Consider the following 14503-nt stretch of genomic DNA (forward strand, 5'->3'; position numbering starts at 1 on the left):
GGTAGCGCAAGATCAAACGCTGTCTGACTTGTAGTCGTAGTTGTAATAGCTGTAGGCGCCATAGCCGTATTTGGCGGATGAGCGTTTTTCGATGCCATTGAAGATCGCGCCTTTGAGCTCGATACCGCTCTGCCGGTAACGGCGCATCGTCAACTCCACTTCACGCACGGAGTTCACCTCGAAGCGAGCCACGATCAGGTTGGTGCCCGACTGACGACCCACGATGGTTGCGTCAGTCACCGCGAGAAACGGTGGCGTATCCAGAATCACTAGGTCATACAGCGCACTGACCTGTTCGAGGAACGCGCTGAAATTGGCGTGCATCAGTAATTCAGAGGGGTTCGGCGGGACTTGCCCGCGCCCGAGGAAGTCGAGGTTTTCCACTGCCGTGTGGTGGATGGCTGCGGTGAGTTCGCAGTGTTTGGCCAGCACGTCAGACAAGCCATTTTCAACCGACACGCCGAAGACCTTGTGCAAGTAGCCTTTGCGCATGTCCACGTCGACCAACAACACCCGCTGCCCTGAATGGGCAACCACCGCCGCCAGGTTCGCCGATACAAACGTCTTGCCGACCTGCGGGCTGGGCCCGGAGATCATCAGGCGATTGTTAGCGGCTTCCAGCATGGCGAAATGCAAACTGGTACGCAGGCTGCGCAACCCTTCAATCGCGGGGTCAGACGGATGACTCATGGCCAACAGTCGTGCCTCACCGACCCGGTCTTTACGATAGTTTTTTTGATCCAGCTCTTTTTGGATCGTACTGAACGGGATCGCGGCGTAGACCGGAAGGCCGAGCTTTTCCAGGTCATTGGGGTTGGTAACGCCGCGGTTGAGCGCTTTGCGAAACATCACCAATGCGATTGCGACAAAGGCCCCAAGCAGTGTGGCAATCACGATGATCAGCGCCTTCTGCGGCCTGACCGGATTTCTCAAATCAACATCGGCGGTGTCAATGAGCCGCACATTGCCCACGGTGCCGGCGCGCATCACGTCCAACTCTTGATACTTGTTCAGCAGCAGCGTGTAGATCTCGGTGCTGACCTTCAAATCGCGGGTCAGGCTCAGCAGCTCCTGCTGGGTGGTGGGCAGGCTCTCGACCTTCTTGGCCAACTCATCCTGGCGCGCGGTCAACTCTGCCAATTGAGTCAGTAACGCTTTGTACACGGGATGCTGAGGGGTGAACTTACGTTCTATTTCCGCCTGCTGCATCTTGAGTTCGGAGATGCTGGCGTCCAACGCGACGATCTGATCCAGGATCGCTTTCGCTTCCAGGCTGATATCGATGGTCTTGTTGCGGATCTGAAATTGATTTAACGCCGCTTCCGCCTGTTCGACATCCTTGCGCACTTGCGGCAGTTGGCCCTTAAGAAACGCCAGGCTTTGCGCGGCTTCTGCCGAGGTACGGTCAATATTTTGCCGCACATAGATGCGTGCGACCTCATTGAGTACTTGAATCGCATCGCCAGGGCGCGCGCTTTCCAGCGCCAGCCCGATAATGCCCGACTCCTTACCGCGTTCTGCCACGTCGAGCAATTTCTGATAGCGCAAAATGCTGCTCAGGCGCGGTGAGCGGACAACGCTGAAAGACGTGCCTGGATTGGCGCGAAGCTGTTCGACACGTAGCTTGATACCGTTGCTGTCGTAGAAACGACCCACTTGGCCCTCAAGCAAAATAGCCTCGTCCTGGTCCGACAGCGTGAAGCTGCCGGCGCTGCCGGCGGTCAGCGTCAGCTCCTGGCCCAGCAGATTGGCGGGAAGGCGCAACTCGGAAAACTTCAGTTCCTCCCCACCCCAGGCGAAGCTGCTCAATCCCAACCAGGGTGCAGCCACAGCATCCTGTCCAGCGGGCTTGAAACGACGGGCGACAAAGTCCCCCACCAACGGGAAACGCTTGGGTTTGACCTCAAGGTCCAGGTTCAGATTATCAACGGCGGTCCCGATGGTGATCCGGGAGCGGATGAGTTCGACTTCCGTCACCGTCGGCGATTCTTTGCCCAGTAGGCTGCCAACATCCGAGAAGCCCAGCATGTCGCCCTTCTTCGGCTCGACCTGAACTAACGCGGTCGCCTGATAGATCGGCGGCGTCAACACCGAATAGGCTGCGCCAAGGGCCATAAAGGCAATACTGATTCCACCGATCAACCATTTATGATCCAGCAGCGTACCCACCAGGGCCATAAAGTCCAAATCGGTGTCATCAGAATGCTGTGAAGTTACCGCAGTTGCTGATTGCATAAGTCAGTTCTTTTTCTTACAAATAGTCTAGGAATGGCACAGGGTGCAAGACGCCCGGCTCCATGCACGTACAACGGCTACACTCGATACACACACGCTAACTAGCACCTGACAACACAACCGCCCCAACACTTGACGCTCAACTCACGAACCACTTTCCCAATATTCCAGTAGAGGCTTCAAGCGATCATCTCAGACTTTAAATAACCTCTAGACAACATCAACCAGCCAACAATTGCGCCCACGCATCAGTTGCTTGCTCGATCAATACATAAGCCTGTATAAAAGCGGGTTTGCCTTGCCGGTAAGGGTCTTTGATCTCTCTATTACACTGCCACTTCCCCAGCAGGAAAACCTTGCCTCGAGCGACGGGGGCGAGTTTGAGCACCTCCTCGATTTGCCACTGTTCCATTACAAGAATCAGGTCCGCATCGCTCACCACCGCGCTCGTCAATTGGCGCGCCTGATGCGGTTGAGAAGTATGCCCATGCTCTTCCAGCACCCGTGAAGCCGTGGCCTCCAGCGGGTGTTGATGCAGCGCCGCCAGCCCAGCCGAACTTACCTGTATATCGCTCGAAGCGAGTGCGGCACGCAGCAAGTTTTCAGCCATAGGGCTGCGACAAATATTGCCGACGCACACAATCAAAACCTTATTAAACAATGCCATCTCCCACACACCGCAAAGTACTGATCAGCCAAAGCAAAGAATAGAAAACATCAACGCCAGCACACAGCACTCTGAAACAAGCCCGGCAATTATGTTCACAGGCGACAAGATCCGACCATCGATTGAGGCAGACAATAAATAACATAACCGCCTACTGGCTGACTAAAAATAACATTCGCTTACTTTTGTTCTTCTTCAGAATAAAGTGCCCACTGAACATAGCGACGGGGCACGGCCATGAAAAGTTCAAAGTTACTCGTAGAGCGTATTGGCCTATTCCCTTCTTCGGGAAACATTCATCTCAACGTCGATAACTCGACAACGGTAGTAGAGCGTATGCAGGTGTTATATGCCGGCAACTCTTTAGACTTCGACGAGTCCGGCTCCGGACTGTCCATGGTCTTCGCTGACTGGCGCTTCAAGTTGCAAGTCAGTAATGCCCTGTCCGTATGCCTGTGCGTAGAAAGCCGTGGCGACCGCCATTTCATGCAAGCCAAGACCGACGAGTTACTGGCGAACATCTTCAGCGCCGAGGGGCACTCGTGAACCTGTACGGCCAGTCAAGGCGCGCCTATGCCTTGAAACAGCGAGGGTGGCGCCTTATTCGGCCTTGATCGGCCCGGAACCGACACGCCACGCGGGCTCCTGGTGGGCGTGTTGCGCCCCCGAGACGCTGACGGCTAAATGGTTAAGCAGGCGCTCGGCGTTGTACTTGGGCGCCAGCGCACTCAATAGCACGACCACTACCCCAGCGCCGATCAGCGACGGCGGCACATTGACCGGCGCGACGTCTATTCGCCACAAGAAAGCCAGCGCAGCCACAGCGCCCAATAACCCGCCCGCCAGCGCCTCGTTCAGAGGGTGAATATACGGCGCGACACAATATGCACTGAACCAGCCGGTGGCGATTAATCCGGCGATCGCCGCCGGCCAGCGAAAGGCCGGGTTGAACCGGCGTGCAATCAAACTCATTGCCACCGTGACCATCAGGCACGTGTTCATGGCATGCCCACTGAGCACGGCAATATCAAGGTGTTGAAACGAAACGCCCCACCCCTTGAACAGCAACTTGCTGAACGCCACGATTGAATAGGTGCACGTGACGGTGACTACCCACCACCTGAGCGCCAGCGGCGACGAATAGCGCAGCCACACAGCGATGACCAGCGCGGCCGGAATCATGACGGTAATACCGCCATAGTGTGCGAGTTCTGCGCGCATGAGTGACCAACCTGACCCAGCAATTTTCCGCGCCCATCTGACCGCAGGCCTGGGAAAAATACAACGTTATCTACGGTCAGACTAAAGCCCTTGCAACGCCGCACGCTGCACCTATGTGCGTCTGCGGGAGGTCAGCCGCCTGCTGGATTGAAGCCTTGCGGGCATGCCATACGGTTTGTCAGCGAAGCGGGTGAAAGGGCTGCGTCGCAACCCCCACTCAGGCCGCGCCCGCGCCCGCCTTGAACGCTTGGTTCGATAATCGAACGGGTTTCCACTTCTGCCATTTAAGTTCCGGGGATGAATGCGGATAGTTCGATCAATATCAATCAAGTGGTCCGCGGAGTACTCCCATGTTTGCCCATCTAAAAATTCGCACCGGCATGATCGGGGTGCTACTGCTGTTCGCCATTGCACTGTTGTTTTCGACCCTTAACGGCTGGCGGTCGGCGGTACTCAGCTACGATCAGATTGACGAGTTGGGGCGTACCTCGCGACAAATCGACGGCATCAACAATGCGTTGCTGCTGGCAATCCGTACCAGCGCCAACGTGTCCTCGGCGTTCATCGAGACCGTCGGCGGGCGTTTCGATGACGCTGAAGCCAGGCTGGTTCGCAGCGAGGCGATCTGGAGTGAAGCCATCGCCAAGGTCAATGCCTCTACCACAGACTTGCGTGACCCGAAGTTGAAGGCCCTCGCTGAAGATCTCAAGCGTGCGTTCGCCGAATACGGCACGGCCATCGTCGGTCAGCGCGCGGCCGCTCGCGCGCGCTCCGCCGAACAGTATTTTCAAGTCAACATCGATGCCGGCAACAGCATGACCAAGCTCCAGGACATTCGCATGAAGCTGGTCGGCGCATTGGATGCGCGTGCTCAGGAGATCAACACGCAGGCGGCTGCGCGGCTACAGACTTCGCAAACCCTGGCCATTGCCTTGATCCTGCTGACCCTGGCGCTTGCTGTCGTCTGCTGGATATTCATCTCGGGCACCGTCCTGCGCCCATTGCGCGCGGCCGGCGAGCACTTCAAGCGCATTGCCGGGGGCGATTTGACCCGCGAGGTCGTCTCGCCTGGCCGCAACGAAATTGGCGAGTTGTTCCTTGAGCTGCAACGCATGCAGGCCAGCCAGCGTGAAACACTGATCCAGATCGCTGACTCAGCCACGCAGTTGGCCTCGGCCGCTGAAGAACTCAACGCCGTCACCGAAGAAAGCAACCGCGGCCTCCAGCAGCAGGACATGCAGCTGGAACAGGCTGCGACCGCCGTTAACCAGATGACCAGTGCGGTCGAAGAAGTGGCGCGCAACGCGGTGTCTACTTCGCAAGCGGCCACCGCCTCCAATACGCTGTCAGAAAAAAGCCGTCAGCAGGTACGCGAGAACATCAGCGGTACGCAATCGATGACCGCCGAGATTCAGGGCAGCGCCGAACGTATCCAGCACCTCGCCGATGAAGTGCGCAACATCGGCAAGGTGCTGGACGTGATCCGAGCCGTCTCGGAGCAGACCAACCTGCTGGCCCTCAACGCAGCGATCGAAGCTGCCCGGGCCGGTGAAGCCGGTCGGGGGTTTGCGGTCGTGGCCGACGAGGTGCGCACCCTCGCCTACCGCACTCAGGAGTCGACCCGCGAGATTGAGCAGATGATTGCGAGCGTGCAGAGCACTGCCGAACAGGCGGTGGATTCGATGCGCAGCAGCACAGCGCGGGCGCAAGGCACGCTGGAGATCACGCAGGCGTCGGGGGTAGTGCTGGAGGATATCTTCGCCGCCATCGGCCAGATCAATGAGCGCAACTTGGTGATTGCCAGTGCAGCCGAAGAGCAAGCCCAGGTTGCCCGTGAGGTGGACAGCAACCTCGTGGCGATCCGCGACCTGTCGGCGCAATCGGCAGCGGGCGCCTTGCAGACCAACGCGGCAAGCCATGCACTGTCGAAGTTGGCCGCCGAACTGAGCGGGCTGGTGGGGCGCTTTCGTACCTGATCCTGCGGGTTCGCCCAGACAGACCGACACGCCACCCAATGCAATGGACATAACGTGAACGCCGCACCTCCCCTTCTCCAGGCGGAGGTAAGCGAACCCTTTCACGATCTCCGGCCGCTGAGCTGCAACCGCTGCGGGAGGCTAATCAGAAGTCCACGATCAAGGCCCGGGCCGGCGACGGCCCCTACTGAATGCGGTAGTGAAAGGTATTACGCACCGCCGGCACCGCAACCGCCCTGCCTTCAACGATCCTCGGCGGGTAGCGGAACGTATTCGCCGCCGCCAGTGACGGCCGGATAAACAGCGGGTGACAGCCGTCCAGCACCTTGGGGTCAGCAGCCGCTAGCCAGGCGCTCGCGCAGAAAGTCCACCAGCGCCTGCACCGGCCGCGAACTCTGCCGGTGCTGCGGGTACACCGCCGACAGGGTCAGGGCGTCGGGGGCGAAGTCTTCCAGCAGCGTCACCAGGCGCCCATCCTTCAAGGCCTCGGCGATGATAAAGGTTGGCAGGTAGGTGATGCCCAGGCCGGCGATAGCGGTGTCGCGCAGCAGCTCGCCGTTGTTCACGCGCATGCGCCCGCTGACGTTCAGCGACTGCAGCTTGCCCTTGCTCTGGAACCGCCATTGCACTTGGCGGCCGTGGCCGTAGGGCAGGCAATCGTGGTCGGCCAGGTCGTCAGGTTTGCGCGGTGTACCGTGCAACGCGAGGTACTCGGGGCTGGCGCAATACACACGCTGCACGCTGGCGATACGCCGGGCGATCAGGGTGGAGTCTTCGAGAATGCCAATGCGCAACACCAGGTCGTAGCCTTCACCGATCAAGTCCACGGGGCGGTCGCTCAGGTCGACCTCCACCGACACCTGCGGATAACGCTGCAAAAACGCCGGCAGCAGGCAGCCCAGGTGGGCCATGGCAAACGACAACGGCGCACTCAGGCGAATCGTGCCGCGTGGCTCGCTGTTCTGGCCGGCGATGCCCTGCTCCACTTGCTCGACTTCACCGAGCAGGCGCAAGGCCGATTCGTAGTAACTCTGCCCCAGGGGCGTGACATCCAGGCGGCGGGTGGAGCGGTTGAGCAAGCGCACGCCGAGGCGGTCTTCGAGCTGGATCAGACGACGGCTGACAAATTGCTTGGACAGCCCCAGTTGTTCGGCGGCGGCGGTGAAGCTGCCGGATTCCATGACCTGGCAAAACAGGCGCATGTCTTCGAAGGGATTCATTGTCGCTTCTCGGTGGACGATGGGCTGATTTATAGCCTGTCAGTGGCCACACCACAAACCCAATGTGTGAACACCATCAAATGTGGGAGGGGGCTTGCCCCCGATAGCAGGGTGTCAGCCAATGCATGCGTGACTGACCCACCGCCATCGGGGGCAAGCCCCCTCCCACATTGATTACCTACATTCGTGAGGTCGGGTTATTTGGCAGTGAACGCCGAGGAGCTGTTCATCAGGTTGCGGTAGTGGGGAATGCGCGCAGCCTGTTGCACAGTTTCGCTGAAAGTGCCGGAAGCATCGGTGACCACAAACCTAATGTGTGTACACAATCAAATGTGGGAGGGGGCTTGCCCCCGATAGCAGGGTGTCAGCCAATGCATGCGTGACTGACCCACCGCCATCGGGAGCAAGCCCCCTCCCACATTGATTACCTACATTCGTGAGGTCGGGTTATTTGGCGGTGAACGCCGAGTAGCGGTTCATCAGGTTGCGGTAGTGGGGAATGCGCGCAGCCTGTTGCACAGTTTCGCTGAAAGTGCCGGAGCATCGGTGACCACAAACCTAATGTGCCAACACCATCAAATGTGGGAGGGGGCCTCCGATAGCAGGGTGTCAGCCAATGCATGCGTGACTGACCCACCGCCATCGGGAGCAAGCCCCCTCCCACATTGATTACCTACATTCGTGAGGTCGGGTTACTTGGCGGTGAACGCCGAGGAGCTGTTCATCAGGTTGCGGTAGTGGGGAATGCGCGCAGCCTGTTGCACAGTTTCGCTGAAAGTGCCGGAGCATCGGTGACCACAAACCTAATGTGCCAACACCATCAAATGTGGGAGGGGGCTTGCCCCCGATAGCAGGGTGTCAGCCAATGCATGCGTGACTGACCCACCGCCATCGGGAGCAAGCCCCCTCCCACATTGATTACCTACATTCGTGAGGTCGGGTTATTTGGCGGTGAACGCCGAGTAGCGGTTCATCAGGTTGCGGTAGTGGGGAATGCGCGCAGCCTGTTGCACAGTTTCGCTGAAAGTGCCGGAGCATCGGAGACCACAAACCTAATGTGTGTACATAATCAAATGTGGGAGGGGGCTTGCCCCCGATAGCAGGGTGTCAGCCAATGCATGCGTGACTGACCCACCGCCATCGGGGGCAAGCCCCCTCCCACATTGATTACCTACATTCGTGAGGTCGGGTTATTTGGCAGTGAACGCCGAGGAGCTGTTCATCAGGTTGCGGTAGTGGGGAATGCGCGCAGCCTGTTGCACAGTTTCGCTGAAAGTGCCGGAAGCATCGGTGACCACAAACCTAATGTGTGTACACAATCAAATGTGGGAGGGGGCTTGCCCCCGATAGCAGGGTGTCAGCCAATGCATGCGTGACTGACCCACCGCCATCGGGAGCAAGCCCCCTCCCACATTGATTACCTACATTCGTGAGGTCGGGTTATTTGGCGGTGAACGCCGAGTAGCGGTTCATCAGGTTGCGGTAGTGGGGAATGCGCGCAGCCTGTTGCACAGTTTCGCTGAAAGTGCCGGAGCATCGGTGACCACAAACCTAATGTGCCAACACCATCAAATGTGGGAGGGGGCCTCCGATAGCAGGGTGTCAGCCAATGCATGCGTGACTGACCCACCGCCATCGGGAGCAAGCCCCCTCCCACATTGATTACCTACATTCGTGAGGTCGGGTTACTTGGCGGTGAACGCCGAGGAGCTGTTCATCAGGTTGCGGTAGTGGGGAATGCGCGCAGCCTGTTGCACAGTTTCGCTGAAAGTGCCGGAGCATCGGTGACCACAAACCTAATGTGCCAACACCATCAAATGTGGGAGGGGGCTTGCCCCCGATAGCAGGGTGTCAGCCAATGCATGCGTGACTGACCCACCGCCATCGGGGGCAAGCCCCCTCCCACATTGGTTACCTACATTCGTGAGGTCGGGTTACTTGGCGGTGAACGCCGAGTAGCTGTTCATCAGGTTGCGGTAGTTGGGAATGCGCGCAGCCTGTTGCACGGTTTCGTTGAAGGTGCCGGAAGCATCGGTGACCACAAGCCTAATGTGCCAACACCATCAAATGTGGGAGGGGGCTTGCCCCCGATAGCAGGGTGTCAGCCAATGCATGCGTGACTGACCCACCGCCATCGGGAGCAAGCCCCCTCCCACATTGGTTACCTACATTCGTGAGGTCGGGTTACTTGGCGGTGAACGCCGAGTAGCTGTTCATCAGGTTGCGGTAGTTGGGAATGCGCGCAGCCTGTTGCACAGTTTCGCTGAAGGTGCCGGAAGCATCGGTGACCACAAACCTAATGTGTGTACACAATCAAATGTGGGAGGGGGCTTGCCCCCGATAGCAGGGTGTCAGCCAATGCATGCGTGACTGACCCACCGCCATCGGGAGCAAGCCCCCTCCCACATTGATTACCTACATTCGTGAGGTCGGGTTACTTGGCGGTGAACGCCGAGTAGCTGTTCATCAGGTTGCGGTAGTTGGGGATGCGCGGCGACAGCAGGTTGGCCAGGCCTTCCATGTCGTTGCGCCAGTCAACTTGCAGCTCGCAGGCGACGGAGAACCAGTTCACCAGTTGCGCACCGGCAGCGGTCATACGGGCCCAGGCAGCCTGTTGCACGGTTTCGTTGAAGGTGCCGGAAGCATCGGTGACCACGAACACCTCAAAGCCTTCGGCGAGGGCGCACAGGGTCGGGAACGCGACGCACACATCCGTCACCACACCGGCAATGATGATCTGCTTGCGGCCGGTGGCCTTCACCGCTTTGACGAAGTCTTCGTTGTCCCAGGCGTTGATCTGGCCAGGGCGCGGGATGTACGGCGCGTCCGGGAACAGGGCTTTGAGCTCGGGTACCAGCGGGCCGTTGGGGCCGCTTTCAAAGCTGGTGGTGAGAATGGTCGGCAAGTTGAAGAACTTCGCCACGTCGGCCAGGGCCAGCACGTTGTTCTTGAATTCGTTGGGGGAGAAATCCTGCACCAGGGAGATCAGACCGGTCTGGTGATCCACCAACAGCACCACTGCGTCATCTTTATTCAGGCGTTTGTAAGTCATGGGAGTAGCTCCTGTTTGTGAAAAGAGGTGGGTTGATTAAAACGCAAAGCACGAGCAGCCAAACGCGCCCCAGAAACCCTGGAAGTCGCTGACCGGCACGCTGCAAAGGCGTGCTTTTTCATGGCGATGGGAATGCACGCCGCACGGGCCGCTGCACTGGTGAACCTGGGCTTGCAACGCCGAAGTCGGACGCCAGTGCCCCGGCACCTTGACCACCGGCGACCAGTCCGGCAGCACCGGCACGCGCGGCGGTGCGTAATCTTCGAAGTCGCCGGCGCCGTACACCACCTTGCCGCCGACCACGGTCAGCACCGACTCGATCCACTTGATGGCCTCTTCATCGACGCTGAAAAAATCCGCCGACAGCGCGGCGACATCCGCCAACTGGCCGACCTTGATCTGGCCCTTCTTGCCCTGTTCGGACGAGAACCAGGCGCTGCCATGGGTGAACAGTTCCAGCGCGGTCAGGCGCGGCAGGCCTTCGGCGTGCAACTCCAGGCCGCCCACGGTGCGGCCGCTGACCATCCAGTACAGCGAGGTCCACGGGTTATAACTCGAGACCCGCGTGGCGTCGGTGCCCGCGCCGACCGGCACGCCTTCGGCGAGCATGCGCTTGATCGGCGGCGTGGCTTCGGCGGCCTTGGCGCCGTAGCGCTCGACAAAGTACTCACCCTGGAATGCCATGCGGTCCTGGATCGCAATCCCGCCGCCGAGGGCGCGCACGCGCTCGATGTTGTGTGGGGTGATGGTTTCGGCGTGGTCGAAAAACCACGGCAAGCCATTGAACGGGATATCGCGGTTGACCTTCTCGAACACGTCGAGCATGCGCGAGATCGATTCGTTATAGGTGGCGTGCAGGCGGAACGGCCAGCGCTGCTCGACCAGGTGGCGCACCACCGGCTCCAACTCCTGCTCCATGCTCAGCGGCAGGTCCGGGCGTGGTTCGAGGAAGTCTTCGAAATCCGCCGCCGAGAACACCAGCATCTCGCCGGCGCCGTTGTGGCGCAGGTAGTCGTCGCCCTGGTGCAGGGTGACGCTGCCGGTCCAGTTTTTGAAGTCGCTGAGTTCTTCCTTGGGCTTTTGGGTGAACAGGTTGTAGGCGATACGCACCGTCAGCTGTTCATCCTTGGCCAGTTGCTCGATCACCGCGTAGTCATCGGGGTAGTTCTGGAAACCGCCGCCGGCGTCGATCGCACTGGTCAGGCCGAGGCGATTGAGTTCGCGCATGAACTGACGGGTCGAGTTGACCTGGTATTCCAGCGGCAGTTTCGGGCCCTTGGCCAGGGTCGAGTAGAGAATCATTGCGTTGGGCCGCGCTACCAGCATGCCGGTGGGGTTGCCGTGGCTGTCGCGCACGATCTCGCCGCCCGGCGGGTTGGGCGTGTCCTTGGTGTAGCCGGCCACGCGCAGGGCGGCGCGGTTGAGCAAGGCGCGGTCGTACAGATGCAACACGAACACCGGGGTGTCCGGCGCCGCCTGGTTGAGTTCTTCCAGGGTCGGCATGCGCTTTTCGGCGAACTGGAATTCGTTCCAGCCGCCCACCACGCGTACCCATTGCGGCGTGGGGGTGCGGTCGGCCTGATCCTTGAGCATGCGCAGCGCGTCAGCCAGGGACGGCACGCCTTCCCAGCGCAGTTCGAGGTTGTAGTTCAAGCCGCCACGGATCAGGTGCAGGTGCGAGTCGTTAAGGCCGGGGATCACCGTGCGGCCTTTGAGGTCGATGACCTGGGTGGCGCTGCCACGCAGGGCCATGGCTTCACCGTCGGTGCCCACGGCCACGAAGCGCCCCTGGCGAATGGCGACGGCGGTGGCGCGCGGGTTTTCACGGTCCACGGTGTGGAACTGGCCATTGAACAGAATCAGATCGGCGTTCATAGGGTTTCCTTTACAGAGGCTTCAAGCCAGGGAGCGAACAAGCGGGTAGCCGCCGGCATCAGCAGGTACACCACCAGCACCACAATGGTCACCGTCACCAGAAAGGTGGCGACCAGGTAGTTGGACAGCAACGGGTGCAGGCGCAATATCGGCCCCCACACGATCGGCACCAGCAGGGTCAGCGGCAGGATCACACACAGGGTGACCACGGCCTGTTTCCAGCGCGGCGGTTTGGCGACGCTGTCGGTTTGCGGCGTGAACCAGAACTCGTTGACCGCACCGATTTCGGTTTGGTCGCCGTCGGCCAACATCGGCGCGGCTTCTTCGATCAGGGTGTGCCGCTGGGGGGAGTCGAGCCAGCGTTGCAGGTCGTCGGTGGAGCGGTAGCGCAACACGCAGGTGAACAGCGCAAGGCCATCCTGTTTACCGCGCACGACGTCGACACCGAGATGGCCGGGACGCTCGCCGGCGATGCGCACGATGCGCCGTAGCCAGGCTTCGTAGTCAGCCTCGCTGCCGGATTTGATCCGGTGTTTGACGATCAGGGTGACGACTTCGTCGGGGCTGGTTTCGGGTGTTGGGTTCATGGTGTGTTCTTCCCCCCTTGAGAGCTGAGCGATGGGGGGAGTTTGGCGGCGACGCGCAATTCGGAATTGGATGTTTGTGCTGTTTGGCGGGGCGACCTTTCAGGGGGCGCCTACACAGGGAAAGTGGACATGTGCGCGCTGATCCGGCTCCTCAACCAACGCTCCGCCGGGTCGTTGTCATGCACCCCGCTCCACACCATCGACAACTCCGCCGCGTCGATGGCAAACGGCGGGTCTTGTGCGCGTAACGTGGTGCCTTCGGTCAAGGCACACGCCGCGTAGTCCGGCACCGTCGCGATGATCTGCGTGCCCGCCAGTAACGCACGCAATCCGCTGAATTGCGGCACCGCCAGCACCACCCGGCGCGCCCGGCCGATACGCGCCAGGTCGAGGTCGATATTGCCGCTCAAGTCCCCCGAGAACGACACCATGGCATGGGGCCGCGCGCAGTATTCGTCCAGGGTCAGCGGTGCTATGCCGCCATCGCCGCGCAGTACCTTGCACGGTATGTCGCGCAGTTTCTTGCGCTTGGCATTGGCCGGCAGATCCGTGGTGTAGCTGACGCCAACAGTGATCTCGCCACTGGCCAACAGCGACGACATCAACAAGTAATTGGCGCGGCGCACCACCACGATAATCCCCGGTGCCTCGTCACGCAGTTGGCTGAGCAACGGCGGGAACAGGCCGAACTCGGCGTCATCGGACAGGCCGATGCGGAACACCGCACAGCTGGTGGAAGGGTCGAAATCCTTCGCGCGGCTGACGGCGCTTGAGATGGTGTCCATGGCCGGTTGCAGCTCATTGAGTATCGCCATCGCGCGTGGCGTGGGCTCCATGCCGCGCCCGTTGCGCAGCAGCAACGGGTCGTCGAACAAATCACGTAAACGGCCCAGGGCCGCACTCACCGCCGGTTGCCCTATGAAGAGTTTTTCAGCGACCCGGGTCAGGTTCTTCTCGAACATCAGCGCTTCGAAAATCACCAGCAGGTTCATGTCGACACGGCGCAGGTCGTTGCGGTTCATGGCGGTATCCAAACAGTTAGCAGAGCACTAGCTAAGCACGCGGCAGGCGAGCGCGATTGCACACCTGTGCTGTCTTTTTTTCACCCGCACCGGGCGAAATTAACAACGATTAACTCGTCAGCCGGACGGCCCTGTACCAAGAATGAGGCCGTCTACACTGCATCCATTCACCGGGAACGCTCCCATCGACCACGGATATTCGTCATGGCCCGACTTGAGCATTGTGCTCCAAGCATTTGCGCGACCGGCGGCCTCTGCTCCCGGCGCGAGCGTATCGCCAAGCAACTGATCCTCGCCAACCTCGGCGAAAGCCTGACGATTGCCGACCTGGCCCAGGCCTGCGCACTGTCGCGCAGCCATTTTTCCCGCGCCTTCAAATGCACCACCGGGCTGTCGCCGCAGGAATGGATTCGCCAACAGCGTATCCAGCGCGCCAAGGAGCTGATCACCGGTTCCTCCTTGAGCCTGACGCAAATCAGCCTGGAATGTGGCTTCTGCGACCAGGCGCACTTCTGCCATATGTTCACCCGCAGCGAAGGCGTCAACCCGATGACCTGGCGCAATCACCAACTGCGCCACAAGCAGGTCATTGCGGCCTAGTGCTCGCTGCACGCGTGGAATATGCTGGGCGGCCCCTTGTCTCAGAGC

11 protein-coding genes and 5 pseudogenes are annotated in these 14503 nt (G+C 60.0%); 3 read left to right on the top strand and 13 right to left on the bottom strand.

Annotation, left to right across the window (positions count from 1 at the left end; genetic code table 11):
- Window positions 1-12: 12 nt before the first annotated feature.
- Window positions 13-2235: a polysaccharide biosynthesis tyrosine autokinase gene (locus P3S72_RS18490; protein ID WP_276193517.1), complete on the bottom strand. Its 2223-nt coding sequence runs from the start codon at window positions 2233-2235 to the stop codon at window positions 13-15.
- A 220-nt stretch (window positions 2236-2455) separates the two neighbouring features.
- Entirely contained in the window at window positions 2456-2896 is a 441-nt protein-coding gene (locus P3S72_RS18495; RefSeq protein WP_276197954.1) for a low molecular weight protein-tyrosine-phosphatase, read from the bottom strand.
- Between the two features lie 342 nt (window positions 2897-3238).
- Here P3S72_RS18495 and P3S72_RS18500 point away from each other — a divergent pair, with 342 nt between their 5' ends.
- Window positions 3239-3448: a phosphomannomutase gene (locus P3S72_RS18500; RefSeq protein WP_276193518.1), complete on the top strand. Its 210-nt coding sequence runs from the start codon at window positions 3239-3241 to the stop codon at window positions 3446-3448.
- A gap of 54 nt (window positions 3449-3502) precedes the next feature.
- Here P3S72_RS18500 and P3S72_RS18505 read toward each other — a convergent pair whose 3' ends face one another.
- Window positions 3503-4123, bottom strand: coding sequence for a hypothetical protein (locus P3S72_RS18505; RefSeq protein WP_276193519.1), 621 nt, complete (start codon window positions 4121-4123; stop codon window positions 3503-3505).
- Window positions 4124-4473: 350 nt separating this feature from the next.
- Between P3S72_RS18505 and P3S72_RS18510 the strand changes: the two genes are divergently transcribed.
- Window positions 4474-6099, top strand: coding sequence for a methyl-accepting chemotaxis protein (locus tag P3S72_RS18510; RefSeq protein WP_276193520.1), 1626 nt, complete (start codon window positions 4474-4476; stop codon window positions 6097-6099).
- A 184-nt stretch (window positions 6100-6283) separates the two neighbouring features.
- Here the strand turns inward: P3S72_RS18510 and P3S72_RS18515 are convergent.
- The 10 genes and pseudogenes from P3S72_RS18515 to P3S72_RS18560 form a co-directional block, all read right to left on the bottom strand.
- Window positions 6284-6433 (bottom strand): annotated as a pseudogene (locus P3S72_RS18515) (energy transducer TonB); the annotation flags it as partial.
- The gene (locus P3S72_RS18520) at window positions 6432-7319 is read right to left on the bottom strand and encodes a LysR family transcriptional regulator (RefSeq protein ID WP_276193521.1); all 888 of its coding nucleotides are present in this window, start codon (window positions 7317-7319) and stop codon (window positions 6432-6434) included. The gene P3S72_RS18520 and the pseudogene P3S72_RS18515, both read right to left, overlap by 2 nt.
- A 197-nt stretch (window positions 7320-7516) precedes the next feature.
- Window positions 7517-7627: pseudogene (locus P3S72_RS18525) on the bottom strand (hydrolase); the annotation flags it as partial.
- A gap of 882 nt (window positions 7628-8509) precedes the next feature.
- A pseudogene (locus tag P3S72_RS18530) lies at window positions 8510-8620 on the bottom strand (hydrolase); the annotation flags it as partial.
- A gap of 633 nt (window positions 8621-9253) precedes the next feature.
- A pseudogene (locus P3S72_RS18535) lies at window positions 9254-9361 on the bottom strand (hydrolase); the annotation flags it as partial.
- Between the two features lie 142 nt (window positions 9362-9503).
- A pseudogene (locus P3S72_RS18540) lies at window positions 9504-9614 on the bottom strand (hydrolase); the annotation flags it as partial.
- A gap of 139 nt (window positions 9615-9753) precedes the next feature.
- Window positions 9754-10371 carry an isochorismate family cysteine hydrolase YcaC gene (gene ycaC, locus P3S72_RS18545; RefSeq protein ID WP_276193522.1) on the bottom strand — a complete coding sequence of 206 codons (618 nt, stop codon included), beginning with the start codon at window positions 10369-10371 and terminating at the stop codon, window positions 9754-9756.
- A gap of 36 nt (window positions 10372-10407) precedes the next feature.
- Window positions 10408-12246 (bottom strand): amidohydrolase, encoded by a 1839-nt coding sequence (locus P3S72_RS18550; RefSeq protein ID WP_276193523.1) that lies wholly within the window; start codon window positions 12244-12246, stop codon window positions 10408-10410.
- On the bottom strand, window positions 12243-12833 hold the full coding sequence (locus P3S72_RS18555) for an antibiotic biosynthesis monooxygenase (RefSeq protein ID WP_276193524.1): 591 nt from the start codon (window positions 12831-12833) through the stop codon (window positions 12243-12245). The genes P3S72_RS18550 and P3S72_RS18555 overlap by 4 nt, the downstream gene beginning before the upstream one ends.
- 110 nt (window positions 12834-12943) lie before the next feature.
- A complete protein-coding gene (locus tag P3S72_RS18560; RefSeq protein ID WP_276193525.1) occupies window positions 12944-13855 on the bottom strand; it encodes a LysR substrate-binding domain-containing protein in 912 nt (303 codons plus the stop codon).
- Window positions 13856-14059: 204 nt separating this feature from the next.
- On the opposite strand from P3S72_RS18560, the gene P3S72_RS18565 reads away from it, so the two are divergent.
- Entirely contained in the window at window positions 14060-14455 is a 396-nt protein-coding gene (locus P3S72_RS18565) for an AraC family transcriptional regulator (RefSeq protein ID WP_276193526.1), read from the top strand.
- Window positions 14456-14503 lie beyond the last annotated feature (48 nt).

Source organism: Pseudomonas sp. D3, assembly GCF_029320995.1.
GTDB lineage: Bacteria > Pseudomonadota > Gammaproteobacteria > Pseudomonadales > Pseudomonadaceae > Aquipseudomonas > Aquipseudomonas paraveronii.